The 20,786-nt window shown below is 70.3% G+C and carries 20 protein-coding genes and 1 pseudogene; 9 read left to right on the top strand and 12 right to left on the bottom strand.

Features of this window, described 5'->3' with window-relative positions; translation table 11 throughout:
• Positions 1 to 41: 41 nt before the first annotated feature.
• On the top strand, positions 42 to 470 hold the full coding sequence (gene tnpA, locus ACR68M_RS34705) for an IS200/IS605 family transposase (protein WP_441248149.1): 429 nt from the start codon (positions 42 to 44) through the stop codon (positions 468 to 470).
• Positions 471 to 567: 97 nt separating this feature from the next.
• Here tnpA and ACR68M_RS34700 read toward each other — a convergent pair whose 3' ends face one another.
• Entirely contained in the window at positions 568 to 957 is a 390-nt protein-coding gene (locus tag ACR68M_RS34700) for a hypothetical protein (RefSeq protein ID WP_441248148.1), read from the bottom strand.
• Between the two features lie 397 nt (positions 958 to 1,354).
• Between ACR68M_RS34700 and ACR68M_RS34695 the strand changes: the two genes are divergently transcribed.
• On the top strand, positions 1,355 to 1,591 hold the full coding sequence (locus ACR68M_RS34695; RefSeq protein WP_441248147.1) for a hypothetical protein: 237 nt from the start codon (positions 1,355 to 1,357) through the stop codon (positions 1,589 to 1,591).
• Positions 1,592 to 1,911: 320 nt separating this feature from the next.
• On the opposite strand, the gene dacB is transcribed toward ACR68M_RS34695, so the two are convergent.
• The 4 genes from dacB to ACR68M_RS34675 form a co-directional block, all read right to left on the bottom strand.
• Entirely contained in the window at positions 1,912 to 3,513 is a 1,602-nt protein-coding gene (dacB, locus tag ACR68M_RS34690) for a D-alanyl-D-alanine carboxypeptidase/D-alanyl-D-alanine endopeptidase (protein WP_441248146.1), read from the bottom strand.
• A 476-nt stretch (positions 3,514 to 3,989) separates the two neighbouring features.
• Complete coding sequence (locus ACR68M_RS34685; protein WP_441248145.1) at positions 3,990 to 5,159, bottom strand: hypothetical protein; 1,170 nt, start codon at positions 5,157 to 5,159, stop codon at positions 3,990 to 3,992.
• A gap of 285 nt (positions 5,160 to 5,444) precedes the next feature.
• Positions 5,445 to 5,711 (bottom strand): hypothetical protein, encoded by a 267-nt coding sequence (locus tag ACR68M_RS34680; RefSeq protein WP_441248144.1) that lies wholly within the window; start codon positions 5,709 to 5,711, stop codon positions 5,445 to 5,447.
• Positions 5,712 to 6,290: 579 nt separating this feature from the next.
• Entirely contained in the window at positions 6,291 to 7,757 is a 1,467-nt protein-coding gene (locus ACR68M_RS34675) for an MFS transporter (RefSeq protein WP_441248143.1), read from the bottom strand.
• Between the two features lie 194 nt (positions 7,758 to 7,951).
• On the opposite strand from ACR68M_RS34675, the gene ACR68M_RS34670 reads away from it, so the two are divergent.
• The 3 genes from ACR68M_RS34670 to ACR68M_RS34660 all read left to right on the top strand — a co-directional run bounded on the left by ACR68M_RS34670 (position 7,952) and on the right by ACR68M_RS34660 (position 9,859).
• Positions 7,952 to 8,677: a TetR/AcrR family transcriptional regulator C-terminal domain-containing protein gene (locus ACR68M_RS34670; protein WP_441248142.1), complete on the top strand. Its 726-nt coding sequence runs from the start codon at positions 7,952 to 7,954 to the stop codon at positions 8,675 to 8,677.
• Positions 8,678 to 8,736: 59 nt separating this feature from the next.
• Complete coding sequence (locus tag ACR68M_RS34665; protein ID WP_441248141.1) at positions 8,737 to 9,258, top strand: class I SAM-dependent methyltransferase; 522 nt, start codon at positions 8,737 to 8,739, stop codon at positions 9,256 to 9,258.
• A gap of 172 nt (positions 9,259 to 9,430) precedes the next feature.
• Positions 9,431 to 9,859, top strand: coding sequence for an SUKH-4 family immunity protein (locus tag ACR68M_RS34660; RefSeq protein ID WP_441248140.1), 429 nt, complete (start codon positions 9,431 to 9,433; stop codon positions 9,857 to 9,859).
• A gap of 67 nt (positions 9,860 to 9,926) precedes the next feature.
• On the opposite strand, the gene ACR68M_RS34655 is transcribed toward ACR68M_RS34660, so the two are convergent.
• A protein-coding gene (locus tag ACR68M_RS34655) for an IS630 family transposase (protein WP_441248139.1) occupies positions 9,927 to 10,990 on the bottom strand; the annotation gives its coding sequence in 2 pieces (ribosomal slippage) (positions 9,927 to 10,534 and positions 10,534 to 10,990; 1,065 coding nt in all).
• A gap of 76 nt (positions 10,991 to 11,066) precedes the next feature.
• Between ACR68M_RS34655 and ACR68M_RS34650 the strand changes: the two genes are divergently transcribed.
• Positions 11,067 to 11,234 carry a hypothetical protein gene (locus ACR68M_RS34650; protein WP_441248138.1) on the top strand — a complete coding sequence of 56 codons (168 nt, stop codon included), beginning with the start codon at positions 11,067 to 11,069 and terminating at the stop codon, positions 11,232 to 11,234.
• A 61-nt stretch (positions 11,235 to 11,295) separates the two neighbouring features.
• Here the strand turns inward: ACR68M_RS34650 and ACR68M_RS34645 are convergent, their stop codons facing one another.
• Complete coding sequence (locus tag ACR68M_RS34645) at positions 11,296 to 12,405, bottom strand: DNA gyrase subunit B (protein WP_441248137.1); 1,110 nt, start codon at positions 12,403 to 12,405, stop codon at positions 11,296 to 11,298.
• A 421-nt stretch (positions 12,406 to 12,826) separates the two neighbouring features.
• Here ACR68M_RS34645 and ACR68M_RS34640 point away from each other — a divergent pair, with 421 nt between their 5' ends.
• A complete protein-coding gene (locus ACR68M_RS34640; protein ID WP_441248136.1) occupies positions 12,827 to 14,542 on the top strand; it encodes a hydroxysqualene dehydroxylase in 1,716 nt (571 codons plus the stop codon).
• A 25-nt stretch (positions 14,543 to 14,567) separates the two neighbouring features.
• Here ACR68M_RS34640 and ACR68M_RS34635 read toward each other — a convergent pair whose 3' ends face one another.
• Together ACR68M_RS34635 and ACR68M_RS34630 are read right to left on the bottom strand one after the other, a co-directional pair.
• The gene (locus ACR68M_RS34635) at positions 14,568 to 15,626 is read right to left on the bottom strand and encodes a polyprenyl synthetase family protein (protein ID WP_441248135.1); all 1,059 of its coding nucleotides are present in this window, start codon (positions 15,624 to 15,626) and stop codon (positions 14,568 to 14,570) included.
• Between the two features lie 238 nt (positions 15,627 to 15,864).
• Positions 15,865 to 16,728, bottom strand: coding sequence for an alpha/beta fold hydrolase (locus ACR68M_RS34630; protein ID WP_441248134.1), 864 nt, complete (start codon positions 16,726 to 16,728; stop codon positions 15,865 to 15,867).
• A gap of 59 nt (positions 16,729 to 16,787) precedes the next feature.
• On the opposite strand from ACR68M_RS34630, the gene ACR68M_RS34625 reads away from it, so the two are divergent.
• Positions 16,788 to 17,393: a TetR/AcrR family transcriptional regulator gene (locus tag ACR68M_RS34625; protein ID WP_441248133.1), complete on the top strand. Its 606-nt coding sequence runs from the start codon at positions 16,788 to 16,790 to the stop codon at positions 17,391 to 17,393.
• Positions 17,394 to 17,432: 39 nt separating this feature from the next.
• Here the strand turns inward: ACR68M_RS34625 and ACR68M_RS34620 are convergent.
• Positions 17,433 to 17,705: pseudogene (locus tag ACR68M_RS34620) on the bottom strand (glyoxalase); the annotation flags it as partial.
• A gap of 141 nt (positions 17,706 to 17,846) precedes the next feature.
• On the opposite strand from ACR68M_RS34620, the gene ACR68M_RS34615 reads away from it, so the two are divergent.
• On the top strand, positions 17,847 to 19,061 hold the full coding sequence (locus tag ACR68M_RS34615; RefSeq protein WP_441248132.1) for an RNA-guided endonuclease InsQ/TnpB family protein: 1,215 nt from the start codon (positions 17,847 to 17,849) through the stop codon (positions 19,059 to 19,061).
• 114 nt (positions 19,062 to 19,175) lie between these two features.
• Here the strand turns inward: ACR68M_RS34615 and ACR68M_RS34610 are convergent, their stop codons facing one another.
• A complete protein-coding gene (locus ACR68M_RS34610) occupies positions 19,176 to 19,583 on the bottom strand; it encodes an SMI1/KNR4 family protein (RefSeq protein WP_441248131.1) in 408 nt (135 codons plus the stop codon).
• A gap of 201 nt (positions 19,584 to 19,784) precedes the next feature.
• A complete protein-coding gene (locus tag ACR68M_RS34605) occupies positions 19,785 to 20,783 on the bottom strand; it encodes a hypothetical protein (protein WP_441248130.1) in 999 nt (332 codons plus the stop codon).
• Between the last annotated feature and the right edge of the window lie 3 nt (positions 20,784 to 20,786).

Genomic DNA, 20,786 nt, shown 5'->3' with positions numbered 1-20,786 from the left:
CCCTTCCAGGTCAGTTCGCATGAACATACTACACTTGGTGCATGTCACCACGCTGGGAACCAGACCCCGACATCCGACGCGGAAACCACGTCATCTACGACCTTCACGCTCACTTGGTGTTCGTCACCAAGTGCCGGCGGGGCATCTTCGATGACGACATGCTGACCCGCTGCGAGGCGATCATGCGGGACGTGTGCGAGAGCTTCGGTGCGGAGCTGCGCGAGTTCAACGGCGGAGGCGATCACGTGCACCTGCTGGTGCACTACCCGCCGAAGGTGTCCATCTCCAAGCTGGTCAACAGCCTCAAGGGCGTCAGCTCCCGGTACCTGCGCGCCGAGTACACCGGCCGCATCAACCGGATCGGTATGGGTTCCGTCTTCTGGGCACCTTCGTACTTCGCGGGGTCCTGCGGTGGTGCACCGATGAGCATCGTCAAGGAGTACATCGAGAACCAGAAGCGGCCCGTCTGACCGTCACCCCGGAGCCGCAGAGAACTCCGCCGCTTCGCGGCTCCAGGCCAAGGATCGCATTCCCGCCCGGCCTAAAGACCGGGATTCCCTGCGAAGATCAGGGGATGGCGTGCGGCCCCGACCTGGCAGGCTCGGCCATCGCCATACCGGGCATCCCCGGCATGGCCGGCTTCCCCGGCCCGCCACCCCCGCCGCGCGGCGTGGTCCGCGCAGCCTGAAAGAGCAGGCGCAGCACCATCTGGCCAACCGTGCCACCAATGGTGATTGCCCGAAGCGAGCGTTCGCGCCCAGCCAGCGCCACCGCAGGCACGCACACCGCAATCCACCCGAGCAGCAGGACGGCAACCGGCACCTGGCAGCCGGAAGCCACCGCATGCCCGGTGGCGGACAGCACGAAGCACACCGTCGCGAAGGGCACCGCCCGCAGTACGCGAAGGTCGAGCGCCGCCTGCTCGGGCAGCGTCACAGAGGTGGACACCATGGACATGGCGGGGTCACCCTGCCACCCGCAGCCCGTCCTTCGGCTGCTCGGGACAATATCGAACCGCGCAAGCCTGCCGCACCGGTCCGGCCAGGTCGTGCTGGACACCCACGGCCTCGGGCGAGGGCGCACGCCGCACGGCTTTCGTCGATCCCAGCCGGCGCCAAGGTCCCCGGCCCACCGCCCGTCCGTCATGTCCGGCGGGGTATCACCGCGGCCCGGCCAGCAGATCGGCCGCGCTCCCGGGGCCTGCCCACTGCTTCGGAAGGCCCGCCAGCAGGCCCGAGGCCGCGAACCTCTCAGTCGGTCAAGGTCGTGCCGCGCTTTGGGTTCGCCGAACATCAGCACGTACAGCGCAGGGTTGGCGAGTCCGCACTCAACGCTCGAGGCGATCCTGGTCGCCGTGAACCACAATCCGGGCCCCCGCCTCGCCGCCCGCGCTGCCGTCGACGCCGTCGCCTGGACCCTCGCCAACGCCGACCGCGTCCTCCTCGGCCGACCCACCTGCAGAGCGAACCGCCCCTGGCGCCAGCACCCACGCCCCCACCGGCAACTGCCCGCCTACCAGCAGACCCGAACAGACGAACCATCCACGTCCTGGCCGATGTGGCCCGGCGACCACCATGCGACCACCAGCTGACGCAACAACAAGAAGGGCCGGCACCTGGATTCCCAAGTACCGGCCCTCACAAGCGACTTCACAGTCGGGACGACAGGATTTGAAGCTGCGACCCCCTGACCCCCAGCGGCTGCGCCGAGCGCGAGCAGCAGTCCGGCAACGGTGGGAGTCCGGCGGAGTCGGGTCTTCTCGTTCATGATGCGTCATCCTCCCGAGGGTGCAGCCCGGTGCTGCGCCACTTCGACGTGGCCCGGAGGAGATCGGTTCCGTTGACCGGAGGCCGGCACGGGATGACCGAGGTGACGGAACCGGACGTGGTGGTGAGCCACGTCCGGTGGGCGTTACTTCCTGGTGCGGTGCGAGTGCTGGGAGGCCTGCTCCTGCATCAGCGCGGAGATCTGGTTGACGTCGTTGAAGATGCTGAGGAAGCTCTGCAGGTCAGCGCTGGAGGCGCTGTTGACGCCGATGTAGAAGAGGTGCAGGCAGCCGTCGTCGGTCTGCAGGTAGCCGGCCTCCTCCTGGGCGCCGACCTCGATCCGTTGGTTGAGCAGGTCCTCGCCGAGGATGGTGCCGGGTTTGGCGAAGACCTTGCCCTTGGCCGGGCAGTCGGTGATGCAGTCGATCCCGTTGCTGCCGTCGACCCCCAGGATCGGCAGGGACAGCCGGAAGGCGTCCGCGTCGGGGGTGCCCAGCCAGTAGGCGAGGATCTGGTCCAGGCCCATCGGGGTGGCCCGGTCGGACGGCACACCGCCGCGTCCGTCGGCGATCTGGAACTGGGTCGGGTCGATGTGCGCGACGTTGGCGAGGAAGTCGTGCTCGATCGGGAAGGCGTCGAAGCAGTCCTTGCTGCCTTGCAGCACGGCCATGTTGCACAGCGCCAGGTTGGCGCCGAGGTTGTGACTGACCTTCAGGATCAGCTTGGCGTACTGGCTGTAGGGCGGGGAGACGTACGCCGCCACCTGCGGGTCGTCGCCGTAGGAGGCGGGCAGCGCGTCCTGCGGGTTGGGGCCGGTCGGGTCGGCGGTGACGGTGACGCCGGCGCGGGCGAGCGCCTCGATCAGCGCGGTGCGGCCGAAGGCGTTGGGGTCCTGGATGTTGGAAATCTGCAGCAGGGGCTGGGCATCGGCGGCGATTGTGCCGGACAGCGTGATCTGAGTGCCGTCCGGGGAGGCCGCGACCTGGACCTTCGTCGGACCGCCCGGCGGCACCGTCTGGACGGTGGAGGTCACCTGGTACGGGGCGACCTGCGGGCGCCAGGTCAGCTGGGCGGGCTGGCCCGGAGCGGTGGGAGTGGTCAGCAGGTCGATCAGGTTGTCGTTGATGATCAGCGGAGTGGGCTGCGGGTCCAGCGCCGGGAGCTTGAACAGCCGGGGGTCGACGATGACATCGCCGTTGACCTGGGTGATGCCCGCGTCGTGCACCTGCTGGGCGATCTGGTTCAGGCCGGCGAGCGGATTCTCGGGGGTGAGGGTCGCCCCGGGCAGACTGGCCTCGGTGTGGTCGATGTTCGTGTAGTCCACCGAGCCGTCGGGCTTGGTGCGCCCGCCCATCGTCAGGTCGCCCTGGGCAACCAGTGCCAGGTTCCCGTTCAGGGTCGCGCCGTCGCGGGTGCCGGTGGCCATCACGGGGGTGGTGAAGCGGTGGTCCGGGCCCAGGGTGTGCCAGGCCGAGGAGATGGTCACCAGCTTGGTGGTCGAGCCCGGGATGAGGAACTGGTTCGCGTTCCGGGAGTGGATGGTCCTCCCGGTCGCGGTGTCGATCTCCAGCACGCCCCACTGCGAGTGTTCGTACTCGGGCTTGTGCATGATCGCTTCGATGGCGGGCCCGAGGTCGTCGTCGTTCGCCGTCGCCACGGGAGCGCCGGCGGCCGAGCCGGCCACGGCCAGGAGTGTCGCTGCGACAGCGGCCCAGGCGTGCAGCCGGCCGCGGATCGTCGGTCTCATGCGGTTCCACCGTCTCTGGAGTCGGAGCCCGTCGCACGGTGCGCGCCGGGTGCTCTCCGCCGCATCGTAGGAAGCCGCACCGCCGGTTTCCGGGCATCCGGTGCCGCACCGACGGCGTGTGATGCGAAAGTCATCCGATCGGTCGATCGGCAGCGGGCGCCAACTGGTGTCGCGAACGGGATGCGCAGGGTGTGGTGCAGGCCGGGTGCGCGTGCCCCCCCACCCCCGGATGCCGGGCGGAGCCTCGGTCCGGGGGGGGGAGGGCACGCGCACCGAGTACCGGCCGATCTTCCGTGCCGAGTGGTCGGCTTCCCCGTTCGGGGCCACGCCCCCCTGCAGCCGCCGGACCCGCGATCGGGGTCGGCGAGCAGCGCTTCCGCGAACCCCGGAGGCAGCCGGCCGACATGGGGCTGGAGGGCGGCCGTCGCCTGGCGGAGCATGCACACGGACGGATCGCGAAGTCGTGGCAGCGTGGCCTACACCGCAACGATGTCCAGCGCCCGCAAGGTCCGCGACGCGGCGGCGCGGACCTTCGCACGCGGGTGCGCCAGCAGGGCCTCCAGCAGACCGCTGTCCGTCCGGTCGCCGATGTCCGCCAGGCCCGCGATCGCGCCCGGCGAGGGCATCGCCTCCCGAAGTGCGGCGCGGTAGTGCGCCGACACGTCTGCACCACTTCGGCGGATGGCCTCGTGGGCGACCTCGCGCACGTTCTTCGCGGGATCGTCGAAGTGCGCGATGACTTCCTCGATCCGTCCGGCGCGCAGCCATCCGGTGAGGGCAACGGCGCGGACCTCCGGCGCGCGGCCGGCGGCGAGCCGACGCACCAGATCGTGCCGCTCGGTCCACACGGCGTCCCGGACGGCGCCCTCTGCGGCGAGTTCACGCACCCGCCGGTCACCGTCGGTCTCGGCGAGCGCGACAAGCCGTTCGGCGGGGAGTCGACGGGCCATCAGTGCGGCTGAGAGGGTGAACCGTCGCAGTCGGCGGTCCGGTGAGCCGAGGAGCCGGTCGAAGTGGGCCGTCCCGGGCAGCGCGAGCAGTGCGGTGAGGACCTGCTGGTGGGCGAAGTCCCCGCGCAGGCGTCGCTCCGTCCGGATCGTGACCCGTGCTGCGGCTTCCACCAGGCCCGTCGGAGCTGCGTCCAGCACGAGCGACAGCGCCGCCCGCGCCATGTCTCGCACCGGGGCCGCCCAGTCGGTGGTGCGCAGCACCAGGAACGGAAGCAGGTCGAGCGCCGGTGGGCTGTTCCGTGTCCGGTTCAGGAGCAGGCGCACGACCCGGGCACGCACCTGCCCATCGGGGTGGCAGGAGGCTAGGGCGACGGTGATCGGGCCGGCCGTGGTCATCGAGTCGATCACCTGGAGCCGGGCGACGGTCGCCGTGAACCGGTACGAGCACCTGTGCACCTCCCGCACATGTGCGTCCAGACGCAACACGACCTGGGGATCTGCCGTCAGCAGGCTCAGCGCGGTGGCGGCATCGCCGGGGTGTCCGGCATCTTCGACGTCCAACAGCGCCTCGATGAGGTCTTTCCCGGCCCGGGTATTGAGCATGTCGGCTGCCACACACATCAGCGCGGCCTGGACGCGGGCAAGGGATGCGGATCGCACGCCGGACGTGTGCGGCGGCTCGGGTTCGTCGGACATGAGGTCATGGTGTCTGCCGAGCCGCCACACGCGCCACGGAATATCCTGTCTGCCGGGCCGCCGGAACTTGCCTCCGATTCACAGGACTTCGGGATCCGGAGGACTGTCACCATGGCCGCGGGACGCCCTCCGGCGTCGGCAGGGCCGACTCGGCCCAGACCGTCCGCCGTCCGCCGGGCGACGGAACACGGGCCCTGCCACGCGCCAACCGCCGCCGAGGCACCATACGAGTCAAGATCAGCTGCGAGAGGATGCCGACGGCGGGATCGGGCTGCCCCCTGGGGGTCAGCCCTGGCGTTCGGGCTGGGAGAACACCAAGCGGTCGCTGGAGGGGACGTGTCGGGCCGGGCGCGGCGCGGGGATGTCGTCCTCGGCGGGCGGTGACAGGAACATCGCGGTGTGCTCGACCGGCAGCAGCCGACGCCGGCCGGGCTGGCCGGGCAGCCCATCGGGGCCGGCGCTGGTGGCGCCGAGGGTGGCAGTGGCGGGTTCGTCGGCGGGAGGCGCGGTGAAGAGGGGCGCCCCGACGGGACGCTGTTGCGGAGGGGTCATGATCGCCAGTGTGGCAGCAACCCAGGACAGTCGGCGCCACCGGTGTGCCGGCAGACCCCCTTCCCTCATCATCCAGGCCGCCTCGCCGGCCGTCGGCAGGCTGTGGCCAGCCGTTGGCGAAGGCCCGATCGCCTGGGAGACCGGCCCTCCCACGCGGTAGGTCCCCCCGGGTCGATGGGGCAGGCCCTGACCACGGGGAACTGCGGATCAGCCGCACGGTTGCAGTCGGCTCACCGGCATTCGGTACAGCAAACCCACGCCTGTGGAGCCCAGCAGGGCGAGTTCGCGCTCGACGTGCCCCACGGTGACGCGGCCACGAGCCAGGTACCGGTGGGGCCGCCCGGGGTGCCGCCGTCGCGAGATGCGTTGCTGCTGGCGGTGGCCGTCCGGCCCAGTGAGCACATCGCGCCGCAACGACCAGGAATGAGCGCCGCCGTTAACGCCGTCACCTGCACCCCGTCGTATCACGCTCCTCGACTTCGAATCCGTCCTCGCCCGCTCCGGAACACCGTTGCGACGCGGCGCCGGTCGGCACGGCTGTGTCGGTAGCCGACCAGCGAGGAGGGACGGTCGTCGGCGTCAGACGGCGACCTTCTCTGCCGGGGCGTCGGCGTCGGTGACCGGGGCGTCGGCGTCGGCCGGCTCCTGCGGCCGGGCGTGCTTGGGCAGGAGGAAGACGGCGAGGAAGACGACGACGAGCATGGCGATCTCGAAGCCGAGGGTGAACTGCTCGGCCCGCAGGAAGTTGCCCGTCTTGACGCGCTCGAAGAAGACCGTGCCGAGGATCGCGGTGCCGAGCGCGGCGCCGAGCTGCTGCACGGAGGTGAGCGTGCCGGAGGCCGAGCCCGTCTCGTGGTTCTCGACCGAGGCCAGGACCGTGTCGAAGAACGGCGCCATCACGAATCCCATGCCGAGACCGGTGACGGCCAGGGCCGGGGCCAGCTGCCACGGCGTGACGGTCTCGCCCGCCAGGCCCAGGGTGAGGATGACCCCGCCGACACCCGCTGCCATGGCGATCAGGCCGCCGTGTATCACCTTGCGGCCGTACTTCACCAGGCTCTGCGAGGCGACGAAGGCGACCACCATGCCGATCGACGACGGGATGCCCGCCAGCCCGGCCTTGAACGGCGAGTAGTGCAGGCCGATCTGGGTGTAGAGGCTGAAGGTGAGCCAGAAGCCGGTCATCGCGGAGAAGAAGAACAGCCCGAGCACCATGCCGCCGCTGAAGCCGCGCTTGCGGAAGAGACTCGGTTCGACGAGCGGATCCCGGCCGCCACGGCTGATCCGGTTCTCGTACCAGGCGAAGACCGCGAAGACCGCGACGGCGAGGCCGATCAGCGCGAACGCCCAGGCGGGCCAGCCGTGCTCACGACCCTGCACCAGCGGGAAGATGATCAGCGCGGAGCCGGCCGCGGCCAGCAGCGCCCCGACGAGGTCGAGCCGGACGGCGCGGGCGCTCTTCCACTCCGGTAGGAAGGCCAGGCCGCCGGCGACCGCGAAGAGGCCGAGCGGGATGTTGATCAGGAAGATCATGCGCCAGCCGGTGCCCCACAGGTCTGCCCCGACGAGCCAGCCCGCCAGGATCGGGCCGCCGACCGTCGAGAGGCCCATGACCGGGCCGAACAGGCCGAACGCCTTGGCCTGCTCCTTCTCGGAGAACATCTCCTTGAGCATGCCGAAGCCCTGGGGCAGCATGACCGCACCGAGCAGGCCCTGGACGGCGCGGGCGGCGATCAGCTGCTCGGGCCCCTGGGCGAGGCCGCAGGCGATCGAGCCGAGGGTGAAGCCGACCGCGCCGACGAGGTACATCCGACGGCGGCCGAAGATGTCGCCGAGCCGGCCGCCGGTGATCAGGCCGATCGCCATGGCGAGCGTGTAGGCGGCGCCGAGCCACTGGATGGTGCTCTCGCCGCCACCGATGTCGGCGCGGATGGCCGGAGCGGCCACGTTGGTGACGAGCGAGTCGAGGAGGTCCATGACCTCGGCGGCGAGGATCACGGCCAGCGCGACCCACCGCCATCGGTACGGGGCTGCGGGATCGGTCATAGGAGACTCCGAATCTGGAACGGTGTTTTTCGAACGAACACTGTTCTACTGAGCGATCTGCGTTCCGTCAAACCCGTTCCGGCTGCGCGGCCGAACATCGTTCGTCAGAGGTACGATGTTCGTCGCCCGCTGTGACGGACCCCGGGCTCTCGGTGCGCGGTGCCCGCGGCCGGCACCCCACGAAGGAGGCCCGTGTGACCCCGGACGCCGTTCCCGACATCCCGGACATGCCGGCCGTGCCCTGGCACAAGCCCCGCAAGGCCGACCACCGGCAGCCGCTCACCCGCGACGCCATCGTCGACGCGGGCCTCGCCATCCTCGACCGCGAGGGCCTCGCGGGCGTCACCATGCGCCGGGTCGCCCAGGAGCTCGGCACCGGCCCCGCCTCGCTCTACGCCCACGTCTCCAACAAGGACGAACTGCTCGAACTGATGCTGGAGGAGATCTCCGGCGAGATCGTCCTGCCCGCCGAGCCCGACCCGGCCCGCTGGAAGGAACAGATCAAGCAGATCTGCATCGAGGCCCAGCGTGTCTACACCGCCCACCGGGACATCACCCTGGTCTCCCTCGGCAGCATGCCCGTCGGCCCCAACAAGCTGCTGCCGGCCGAGTTCATGCTCGACCTGATGATCCGCGCCGGTATCCCCGAACGGGTCGCCGCCTGGGCGCTCGACGGCCTCGGCCAGCTCATCGACGTCGACGCGTACGAGGCCTTCGTCTATGGCCTCAAAGCCGGCAGCGGAATCGACCTGGAGGCGTACTTCCTCGAGGTCGGGCAGTACTTCCGTCAGCTCCCGAAGAACCGGTTCCCCCGGATCAGCGCGATGGCGGAGACCATGACGACCGGCGACGGCGACGAGCGCTTCGCCTTCAAGGTCGAGCTGTTCCTGCGCGGCCTGGAGTCCTACATCGAACCCTGACACCGTCGGGCGGACCACCGGCGGCAGACCCGAGGCGCGAGGCCCAAGGCCATGGCAACATGATCACCTTCGCCGAGCCGCCGATGGAGGCATCAGCCATGTCCGACCTTGACAGCCAGACCGCCTACTGGGACGCCGCCGCGACGCGGAAGACGTTCACGCATCCGTTGCACCTGCCGTGGCTGGACGGCATCGACCGCAGCGCCGTGGTCCTCGACTACGGCTGCGGATACGGCCGGACCATGGAGGCGCTCGGACAGCACGGCTTTGACAACCTGTCAGGCGTCGACACGTCGTCGGGGATGGTGGCCCGCTCCCGCGAGTTGCACCCGTCGATGCGCTTCGCAGTACTGGACGCACCGCCGGCACTCCCCCGCCCGGACGCGAGCGTCGACCTGGTCATCCTCTTCGCCGTGCTGACCTGCATTCCCGGCGACAAGGCCCAGCGAGGGCTGATCGGCGAGCTGAGCCGCGTACTGAAGCCGGGCGGCATGCTCTACGTCAGCGATCTGCTGCTGCAGGAGGACGAGCGCAACCGCGACCGCTACGCGAGGTTCGCCGACCACTACGGCAGCTACTGAACTTGAATTGGTGATGTCGGGCTCGGGTGCCCGGCATCAGTCGCTACACCCGCAAGAGGCGTCCGGGTGTTGCCAGGGTCGTGCAGCAGGGGAAGATCCTCACGTGAGCCAACCCCTGCCCAAGTTGCCGAAGCCCAGGTTCGCCTTGATCCGAGTCCGTCCCCCTACCGGAGTGCCCGCCCCAATCGCTGTCGATCTCGGTGAGACGGGCATCCCGTGCGGACTGATCGGCTACGAGTACCGACCCCTGAGCACACCGGTGTTCCTGACAGGGAGCGGCGAGCGGGGACTGGTGGTCATCGCGACAAGTGGCCTGTTCCAACGCGTCGCGGTCGATGTGGCCACCGGTCGCGTGCTGCAGATTCACGCCGACGAGGCAGCGATGGCCAACCACGTGAATGGCAACCTCCGCTCCTTCAACCGCTGCGTTGCGGCCGTGATCGCGCGCTTCCCGTTCCGCCCTGACGGTGATGAGGAGGAGGCGGAGGAACTTCGCGGCCTCCTCGTCGGAATCGATGAAACCGCACTCGCTCATAACGGGTTCTGGGAGACGTTCTGTGACGACGTGGCGATGGGAAACTATGCGGACTGGGACGTGTGACCTGCTCAACCGGCTGGAGAGCGAAGGCCAACGGCTGGGCCGACGGCTCTGGGACGTTCAGCGGCGATCACAGCGACAGGGCCAGACCCGTGCCGGCCAAGCAGCCGTCGACGACCTCTGGCCGGTACTGAAGCATCTTGAGCTTGCGTTTCACGGCGCGGGTGATCTGGCTCAGGTCGGCGGCGGCGAGGTTGCCGATGTCGCGTTTGACCAGCGACCAGATGCCCTCCTGCGGGTTGAGGTCTGGGGCGTAGGTCGGTAGCTGGAACACGGTGAGCCAGTCGGCGTTGGCGTCGAAGAACTCCCTTAGCGGCGCGACCAGGTGCATGCGCAGGTTGTCCCGCACCAGGACGATCGGGCCCCCGAGCTGGGTGTGGGCGCGGATGATCAGGTCGCGGTAGTCCTTCCAGCCGAAGCCCTTCGGCTCGTCCTTGCGGCCCCGGTACTCGCGGATCGCGTAGATCAGACGGGACCGCTCGCCGGTTTTGTAGCAGGTCATTCCCGCCATGGAGACGCGGCCCGAGCCGCGTCCGCGCACGCGAACGACCGGGGTGACGCCCTTGCGGCCCCAGGTCCTGGCGCGCGGCGGTGTCATCGACTGGCCGGCCTCGTCCTCGAAGACCACCCAGGCGTTGTTCACCGCCGCGGTGCTCTTACCCGCGGCCAGACCTCCCGTTTCCACAGCTCCACCGCGTCGTCATCGCGTTCGATGGCGCGCCGGGCGGGCTGCTGCCAGGACCAGCTGTGCCGCCGCAGCAGCCGCCACGTGCCCTCCAGCGTGTAGGAGACATGGAACAGTCGGCCGATCATCGTCTTCACCCGGGCCAACGTCCACCGCTGGTCGGTCCACCCATGAGCCAGCGGTCCGCACTCCAACGCCCGTTCCAGCCGCGTTATCTGTGTGTCCGACAGGCGGGGCCGACCAGGGGATCCCTTCGATGCCACCCCGGCCATGCCCTCCTCGCGCCACTGGCGCCGCCAACGCTCCACCGAGCGCTCCGAGACACGGAGCGCAGCAGCGATCTCCCGGTTCTTATCGCCAGCCTCGAATCCGGCCACGGCCTGGAGTCGGACCTGCTCTCGCGCGGTCCTCTCGGCGTCGGTCAAGCCGCCACCCTGCGGATATCTCACCCCACCAGGACGACCGAGGCCACCCGGACGCTGTCCGGCGAACGGCCCGACATCACCCGATCAAGTTCAGTACGGCGTGTTCGAGACCAGCGACGGCGCCGTCTGCCGTCACCACTCGGCGGAGTGGTTCCCGTCGTTGCTCGCCGGGTTCGAGACTGTCGACACCCGTCAGATCCTGGTGGCCACCATGAACGGACACGCATCAGCGGGGGTCCAGATCCTGGCCCGCAAGCCCGCCGCCTGACCCCCCGGTGACCGCCCCGCCGGGCCGTTTGCCGGGTGCCGGGAGGGCGGTCCGTTGGTGGTCAGACTCGGCGAGCCCCTTGGACGATCCGGCCGACGACGGCTGCGGCCTGTTCCGGGTGCTCCTCCAGCCACCTGCCGAGGTGTTCCTGGACGGCCTGTCCGACGCAGCCGCGCACTGCGACGTTGCCCAGCACGCCGCGCGTGGCGCCTACGAGTTCGGGATGATCCAGCTTCACCGAAACGATCGCTGTCAGGCCCTCACTGATCCGGTCGGTGTCGAGACCGGGGTCTGTCTCTGTCAACAGCTTCTGCTGTCGCGCGTACGCGTTGACTGCGGCGGCCACCCCGTCGCGGAAGCCCTCTTCGTGCGTGCCGCCGCCGGGGGTGGGCAAGCTGTTGGCGAAGCTCCGGACCCGCTCCGCGCCGGAGCCGCGCCACTGGAAGGCCACCTCCATCGCCCCCGCCATCCGCTCGTCCTCCCGCACGAAGCCGATGACCTCCGGGCCAGCGGGTGCACCCGCCTGCACGTCGAGGAAAGCCACGAAGTCCCGTGCCCCGCCCGGGGACCGGAACCGAGCCGACCGGGGCTCGGCCGGGCGCCGCAAGTCGGTGAGCGAGATGTGCAAACCCCGGTTGAGGAAGGCCAGTTCCCTGAAGCGCTCCGCCAGCTCGTCGAACGAGCACTCCGCCGTCCCGAAGATGTCGGAGTCCGGCCAGAAGGTGATGGTGGTGCCGGTGCCGGCCGTCGGCCCCGTGTCGGTGGGTGGCGTGACCGCGACGGCGCGCGCGAACTCCTGGACCCAGCGGACCCCCTCGCGCCGGACCTCGGCCGTCAGGCGGCTCGACAGGCCATTTGTGACGGAGAGTTCGATGTACGAGTGGCTGAGCAGCGGGGTGCGGCGGCTGAACGGCATCCCCCCCCCCCCCCCCCCCGCGCGCGCGCGTGCAGGCAGGCAGGTGAGCAGGGCTTCGAGACCGCCACCGCCGCTGCCCTCCGAGCCCTGGAAGGGGACGCCGGGCCCGTCGTCGGCGACGCGGACGCCGCCGTCGGGCGTGAGAGTCACCTCCACGCAACCGGCGCGGCCGGTCAGAACCTCGTTCACCGGCCGGTCGGCGACCGCGAACACCAGCTGGTGCAGACCACGCCCATCCGCCGAGCCGACGTACATCCCGGGCCGCTTCCTGACGGCGTCCAACCCCTGCAGCACCTCGATCTGGCTGGAGTCGTACCTGGTGGATTTCTGGCTCATGATGTCCCCTCCGAATGATGTCCGGCAGAACTCCCGAGCCTAGGCGAATTCCAGAAAAACACCAGGTCACGGCAGGTATGTCGAGGGCGCGGGCAGCCTGGTGGGCGCCTTCCGCAAGGCTGTCGGCCCAGGGGTTGCGGACCGCCTCCCGAGTACGTTCGCGGCCCTGCCGGGGCCGCGTACGATGCCGTTCCCGGCGGCCCCGAGGTCCCCAATTCAATGTTTTCGAAGGCCGGCCCGGAGCGCCCTCCCGAGGAGGTCGGCAAGCTCGAGGAGACGGGCCCGGTAGGGTCGGGCCGCGTGCGGGCCGGGGCCTGGCCGACTTTGCGATGGGGGGCGGATGTCTCGGCGGGTGGCGGTGCTGGGCGGGGGTGTGGCCGGGCTGACGGCGGCGATGGAGCTTGTGGAGCGCGGGTTCGAGGTGCTGGTGGTGGAGGCCGGTGCGCTGGGTGGGAAGGCGCGCAGCATTCCCGTGCCGGGCACGGCGCGTGGTGGTCGGCGTGATCTGCCGGGTGAGCACGGCTTCCGGTTCTTTCCCGGCTTCTACCTGAATCTGCCGAGGACGATGAGCCGCATTCCCTTCCCTGGCAACCCGGCCGGGGTGGGGGTGAGGGCGGGGGTGGCGGGGAACCTCGTGGAGACCCGCGAGGTGCTGCACGCGCGCGCCGACGGCAGGGACGGGCTGGTGCTGGGGGTCTCCGGCAGCAGTGGGCAGCGTGACGTGGAGGCGACCCTGCGCGGCTTGGGGTCCTTCCTGGCGCAGGCGGACGGCCTGTCCGCGGCTGAGGCCCGGTACTTCGCCAACCGCCTGCTCGTCCACGCCACCAGCAGCGACGAGCGGCGGGCCGCCCAGTGGGAGCACACCTCGTGGTGGGACTACGCGGGAGCCGTCGGCGCCTCCGAGGAGTACCGCCGACTGTGCGTCATCGGGCCGAGCCGGAGCCTGGTGGCGGCCAAGGCCGAGGTGGCGAGCGCGGATTCGATCGCGCGGACGCAGACCGAGTTCTGGTACGGCCTGCTGGGGCGCAAGCAGTACGCGGCGGCGGACCGGGTCCTGAACGCGCCCACCAACGAGGCCTGGATCGATCCGTGGGTGCGACACCTGGAGGGGCTGGGCGTGCGGTTCGAACTCGGCCGGTCGGTACGGAAGTTGGAGGTCCGGGATGGCCGGGTGCGCGCTGCGGTGACCGCTGGTGCGGACGGCGTGCTGCGCCGGGTGGAGGCGGACTGGTTCGTCTGCGCGGTGCCGGCGGAGCGGGCCGTGCACCTGCTGGACGCCGACGTGTTGGACGCGGACCCGGGCCTTGCGGGGATCGCCAGGCTGGAGACGGACTGGATGACCGGCATCCAGTTCTATCTGCGCCGCCGTACGCCGATCGCCCAGGGTCACGCCATCTACCTGGACTCCCCGTGGGCCCTCACCTCCGTCAGCCAGGCGCAGTTCTGGACGGGGGTCGACCTCGCCGCCGCCTACGAGGACGGCACGGTCGCGGACTGCCTCTCCGTCGACATCTCCGCCTGGGACGTGCCCGGCCCGCTCTACGGCAAGGCGGCCTGGGACTGCACCAGCCGGGAGGTCGCGGCCGAGGTGTGGCACCAGCTGTGCCAGGCCCTGAACCGTCCGGGCGCCGAGCAGTTGACGGACGACCTCCTCCACTCGTGGTTCCTCGACCCCGCCGTCACCGGCCTGGACGGGCCAGGTCGGGCCCGCAACAGCGAGCCGCTGCTCATCACCACGGCGGGCTCGACCCAGCACCGGCCGCGCGCCGCGACCGCGCTGCCGAATCTCTTCCTCGCCGGGGACTGGGTGCTCAACGACCTGAACCTGGCCACGATGGAAGCTGCGGACCAGACGGGCAAGGCGGCGGCCAACGCCCTGCTGGCGGCCGCCGGTTCGCAGGCCGACTCCTGTGAGATCCGCACCATCGAGACCCCTCCGGAGCTCGCCGAACTGCACCGGATCGACGCACAGTTGCACCGCGCCGGCCTGCCCAACATGTTCGACCTGCCCGAGCCGTGGGCGACCGACGGCCGCAGCAACTCCCGTACGGGGTAACGGTCGCGGCACAGCGGGCGACCGTTCAGCGGGTGCGTACGGCGAGGTACCCGGCCAGCGCGGCCAGGTCGTCACAGGCGGCGCGGACGGCCGGGCCGGCCGTGCACCGTACCTCGTCGAGGAAGCGTACGGCGCTCGCGAGATACGCGTCCGCCTCGGCCAACGCGGCTTTCCGTCCGCCGAGTTGCTCGATCAGGGTGAGGAGCTCGGCGGTGTCGGACGGGCCGAGGCTGTCTGCCGGGTGCGCGTAGGCGGCGGCCAGCCGGGCCGAGTCCGGCGAGTCGGCGGCCAGGGCGACGGCGACCGGGAAGGACTTCTTGCGGGCCCGGAGGTCCGAGCCCGCCGGTTTGCCGGTCACCGCAGCGTCCCCCCAGAGCCCCAGGATGTCGTCGACTATCTGGAACGCCATGCCCAGATCCTCCCCGAGCTGGGTGAACCCCGCCGTACGGCCCCGGTCGGCGCCGGCCAGCAGTGCGCCCAGCCCGCACGCGCAGGCCATCAGTGAGGCCGTCTTGTCGGCGATCATCAGCCGGCACTCCTCGACGCTCACCCTCGGACGCCGCTCGAAGTCCAGGTCCATCGCCTGCCCCAGGGCCAGCCGCACCACGGCCTCCCCCAGCGCAGCCGCAGCCGCCCCCGCCACCGCGAGCCCGACCGGCGGGTCGAAGAGCCGGGCCACCACGTACGGGAGCAGCGCGGCGGCTGCCCGTTCGGCGGGCCGGCGCCCGAACACGCGCCACGCCGACGGCCGGGCCCGCCGCACCGCGTCCCGGTCCATCGCGTCGTCGTACAACAGCGAGAGTGTGTGCAGGAGTTCGACGGCCCCGGCACCACGCAGCGCCTCCCGGGGGTCGCCGCCCGCAGCCCGTGCACAGCTCAGGGTCAGGGCTGCCCGCACCCACTTGCCACCGCCGCCCGCACCCGGCCGTCCGTCGGCATCCCACAACCCGAGCTGGTAGCCGATGATCCGCTCGTCCTCCGGTTCCATCCCGGAGAGCCAGCGGGCGGCCTCCCCCGTGACCACCTCACCGGCCCCGGCCAGCAGCCCGGCCACCCGGTCCGCCGGAGCGACCGCACTTCGCACCACTCTCATCCCCCCGCTACATGCCTCCTTGTGCTGTCGCAATCGTAGGAGCCGTGGCACCGACCATAGGCGCGAGATACGTGGATTCAGGGGTGGTGCGGGCATGGACGAGTTCTGGACGACCTGGACCTGGCGATTCGGCCAGGCCCGCCTGGCACCGTCACGTTGGAGCAGGTCGGCCAGGTCGTGGTGTGCGCTCGGCTGCGAGCCTGCGCGGGAAGCACCGACACGAACGCGCTTACCGCCCGGCGGCGTCGAGGATGCGTTCGGCCACCAGGGCCGGCTGGTCCGTGGGCAGTGCGTGGCCGGTGCCGGGCACGATCTCCACCCGGGCGGAGGGCACGAGCCTGCCAAGGCGGTCGGCGACCTCGCTGGAGTCGTGCAGGGCGCTGCGCGCGCCGAGGAGGAACAGCGTGGGGACGCTCAGGCGTCGCAGTTCGTCGTCGGAGAGGACCTGGGCCGGCGGGAGTGCGCGGCGGAATCCCATCGACGCGCGCATCATTCCCATCAGTTCGTACTCCAGGATCGCACTGTTCCCGACCAGGCGGGCCAGGCGCGGGCGGAGGGGGCGCGGCGCCATCGCGGCGAGCCCGCCGGCGATCACCCAGGTGTAGAAGCGGCGGCCGGGCACGGCGAAGCCCGCGGGATCCACCAGGGTGAGGGAGGCCGTCCGGCCTGGGCGGTGGATCTGGTGGCTGAGCGCCAACCAGCCGCCGTACGAGCAGCCGACGACATGACCCGCCGTCACCTCCAGGGCGGCCAGGAGCTCGTCGAGCCAGACCGCGCCGTCCCGGCCGTCGCCGACCGGCGCGGTCTGCATGCTCGCGCCCGGCTCGCCGATCGTGTCCACGGTGATGACCGTGCGGTGCTGGGCCAGCGGAGCGATGTACCGATGCCACATCAGGGAATTGCCGCCCGCCCCGGGCAGCAGCACGATCGGCTCGCCGCTCTGCGGCCCGGCCCGGTGGACGCGGGTGACTCCGAACGAGGTCGGGATGTCGAGCGCCGTCCGCGGCCCCTGCCAGAGTTCGGCCAGGGTCCGGTCGTAGGCGACCTGGAATCGGTCCCTGGCCTGAGCGTTCTTGAACTCGCCAATTCGCATGATACGTGTGTATCACAGCATGATACGGATGTACCAGGAGAGGGAGAGAGGTCGAAATCATGGCCGCGCAGGTCGACCACGAGGAGCGCAGACGGCAGATCGCCGAGGCGCTGCTGCGCATCGCCGACACCCAGGGCCTGCAGTCGGCCAGCATGCGGGCGGTCGCCGCCGAAGCCGGTGTCTCCCTACGGTTGGTGCAGTACTACTTCACGACCAAGGAGGGGCTGCTACTGGACGCACTGGCCAGGCTCGGCACCCAGCTCCAGGCCCGGATGGTGAAGTGGATCAGCGCGGCGGGCTCCGCGCCCACGCCACGCGGCCTGGTGACCGCAGTCCTGTCGTGCATCCTGCCGACCGATCCGGAGAGCCGCCGGATCACCCGGACGTACGCCGCGTACTACACGCTGGTGCTCAGCGATCCCGCACTGGTGGAGAAGCACGGAACCCCCCAGCCCGACCTACTGGAGAGCTTCCTCGCCAAGCAGCTCCGCGCGGCCCAACAGGCAGGGGAGATCGGCTCCGACCGGAACCCCGAGATGACGGCGGCCGGGCTGCTGGCCATGGTCAACGGCCTGGGCTCGAGCGTGCTGGGCGGCCAGCGCACCGGCGACGCCGCGCTGGCGATCCTCACCCACCACCTGGACGAGCTCTTCGGGGCACCGTGAGCGGCCGCGACGGCTCGGCTCGGCTCGGCTTCGGATGCGTCAGAGCACGGGCGCGGGTGCGTGCGCCGCGGCCTCCCAGGCGAAGCCGTCCGGGTCGGTGAACGGGCCGGCACCACCGCCGATCGCGAGCCGGTGCGAACCGGTGCGAACCGGTGCCTGCGGAAGAGACGCCGGCGTCCTTGGCCAGGGCACGGCGCCGGTACAGCGCCAGCTTGACGTACCTCTCTTCGGCGGCGAACTCGACGTACGCCGGGCCGAAGCTCTTCGCACAGCAAGGCCCTGAGCGACGTAAAACCGCTTGCTCGCGGCCATCCCTTGATCTTTGTAGGGAATCCCGGCCTTCAGGCCGGGCGGGAATGCGATCCTTGGCCCGGAGCCGCGCAGCGGCGGAGTTCGCTCGGTTGTCGGTGGCGTGCATTAGCTTGATCGCGTTGACCGGAGGGGGTGGGTCGGGTGATCAGGGCGTACAAGTACCTCATGCGACCCACGGTGGGTCAGACGCAGGCGCTGGGCGAGATGCTCCGCGATCACTGCTCGCTGTACAACGGGGCGTTGCAGGAGCGTCGGGACGCCTACCGGCATCCGTCGAGGACGAGCATCAGGTACGGGATGCAGTCCGCTCAGCTGAAGGAGATCCGGGCGTTCGACCCGGAGCGTCAGGGACGTTGGTCGTTCTCCTCGCAGCAGGCGACGCTGCGCCGTCTGGACAAGGCATTCGTGGCGTTCTTTCGCCGGGTCAAGTCCGGTGAGACGCCCGGCTACCCGCGCTTTCGGGGGGTCAACTGGTTCGACACGGTGGAGTTCCCGAAGGACGGGGACGGCTGCCGATGGGACGCCACCCCGCACGACCCGGTGACCCGCGTCCGGTTCCAGGGCGTGGGCTGCGTCAAGGTGCACCAGCACCGCCCAGTGGTTGGCAAGGTCAAGACGATCTCGGTCAAGCGCGAGGGCCGTAAGTGGTTCGTCGTGCTGACCGCCGAACAAGACCGGCCCGAGCCGCTGCCGCCGACCGGCAGTGTGGTCGGCATCGACCTCGGGATTGCGAACTTCCTCGCCGACTCGAACGGTGGATTCGTCCCCAACCCGCGCCACGGGCGCGGCAACGCCGCCAGGCACGAAGCCGCACAACAGAGCCTCGCCCGGTTCCCGCGTGTCCGCCGGGACAAGCGCACCGCCAACCACCGCCGGGCGGTCGAGAAAGTCGCGAAGCTCCACAGCAAGGTCCGCCGCCAGCGCCTCGACCACGCACACAAGACCGCCCTCACCCTGGTCCGTGAGCACGACTTCATCGCGCACGAGAACCTGACGATCCGCACCATGGTCCGAACCGCCGCACCCAAGCCCGACCCCGACCGACCGGGCGCGTTCCTGCCGAACGGCGCGGCGGCGAAGACCGGACTCAACCGCTCGATCCAGGATGCCGGATGGGGGGTGTTCCTCACGATCCTCGCGAGCAAGGCTGAAAGCGCCGGGCGCGAAGTGATCGCCGTGGACCCCCGCAACACGTCCCGCCAATGCCCCCAGTGCGGGCACACCAGCGCGGACAACCGGACCACACAGGCAAAGTTCCACTGCGTCGTCTGCGGCCACCACGCGCACGCAGACACGGTGGGAGCCGTCAACGTTCTACGGGCCGGGCTGGTCCGTCGCAACGCCCAGCAGGGTTAGCGAGAAGCCCCCGGCCTCAGCCAGGGGAGGAGTCACGTCCGCGACTCCCAGCAGGAGCACGATCTCGTCGATCTGCCCGAACCAGCCGAGACCCAGAACTGGCTCGGGCAGCAGTCAGGCCGTCGTCAGCCATGCCGAGTACCAGTCCCGAAAGTCCGCTCCCGGCGTCAGGCCGCCCCAGTCAGGGTCGTCGAGCCAGACCTGGCCGGCGTTCGCCCCCGTGGTGATCAAGCGGCGGAACATGCCGCAACCGGACTCCCCGATGACCAGACTCCCTTCGACGGAGTAGCCGGCGTCGCCCCCCTTGCCTGGCCCCGGCCATCCGCCGGCGTGCGGGAACGGCGTGGAGAGGAAGCCAGCGCGTCGACCCTCTTCTCGAAGGTCGTGCAGAGCCTCTTCCTCGTCCACAGCCTCTGTAAGACCTAGGAGCCCGTAGTCCGGGCCCGCTCCTCCGTCGGCGACCTCCCTGAGGAAGCTGCGGTAGGAAGCAGGGAGCCGGACACCGTGCTGCTGCTCGAACACCCGGATCGTCTCCTCTGCCAGAGGAGGCCGAAGTCGATATCCATGGTGCGAGGACCCGAAGCGCCGACGCCCCAGGTCTTCGTGGGCCATGGCTGCGACACGGGCACGGACCGAAGTACCGTCCCAGGACCTGCTTCGGTCGAGGTTGTCACTGGTCACGCCAGCACTGTACTGGCGTTCTGCCACGTCACCTCAGGCGGATCAGCGGCTTGGGGCCAGGCCGACCGGCGCGTCGGAGTAAGCCAGCGTCCTGGCGAGTTGCTCGACACCGAATCCGCTGATCAGTAGGCGTTCCTTTCGGTTGCCGGTGAAGAGCTGGCTCCAGTCGACGAAGCCCCCGTCGCCGACTTCCACTTGCTCGTCTTGGATGCTGGTGCAGACCTTGAAGCACAGGCCGGTGTAGTAGCCGCGTCCCGTCGTTCGGTCGGGGTCCTCGACGACGGAAACTCCGGGAAGTGGGGCGAGGTCAGCACTCATCCGTTCGGCGATCGGGCCGCTCGCTTCCTCCAGGCAGGTGAGCCGGATCTGCGTGTGCTGCGCCCCTGCGGCGGCCAGCGCCCGCGCGGCGAACTGCAGGTGTTCGCTCAGCTGCTGGTACTCGAAGGCGCGGTTGCCGGTGTCTCGGCCGGCGGTCACCAGGCCGAAGAGCTGGAAGTGGGCGAGCATGCCTGGGCTCTGGAAGTGTTGTGCGCGCGTGACTCGCTGACTGGCCGCCAGTCGTACCGGCAGACATGAACGAGGCTCGGAGGCCAGAGCCAGCGAACGTCGCACGGATGCCTCCAGAGCCAATGCGCTCGTCGGGTCGGCGGCGACCTCGCTCCCGCGGACCGTCGCGATCACCTTGCGCGGATCGACGGTGGCGACGGCGGAGTGTGCTGCCAGGGGCAGGACCGGGGCGAGCACGAGGGTCTCGAAGCCGTCGGGCAGAGCGGACACCAAGGCGTCTTCGGCGCGGCGTAGTGCGGTGAGGCTGATCGGTGCGGGCGCCACGAATCGATCACTGCGGTAGCGCCGCATGACCTCGGCCGGCGAGAGCCGGTCGGCTCGGCGCCGGAACACCTCAAGCAGCAGGGTGGTCAGATCGCTGCCGGACATGCCGTCAGTCAGCGTGTCCAGCAGCTCCTGCCCGCCGGGCCGGGCCAGGACTCGCTGCAATGCCGGGTTGACCAGCACCTCCGGTTGGAGCTCATCGCGCTTCATGAA

Source organism: Kitasatospora sp. McL0602 (genome assembly GCF_052076145.1).
In the GTDB taxonomy this organism is placed as follows: domain Bacteria; phylum Actinomycetota; class Actinomycetes; order Streptomycetales; family Streptomycetaceae; genus Kitasatospora.
Note: the sequence above shows the minus strand (reverse complement) of the source record. Positions and strands in the feature narration are given on the sequence as shown.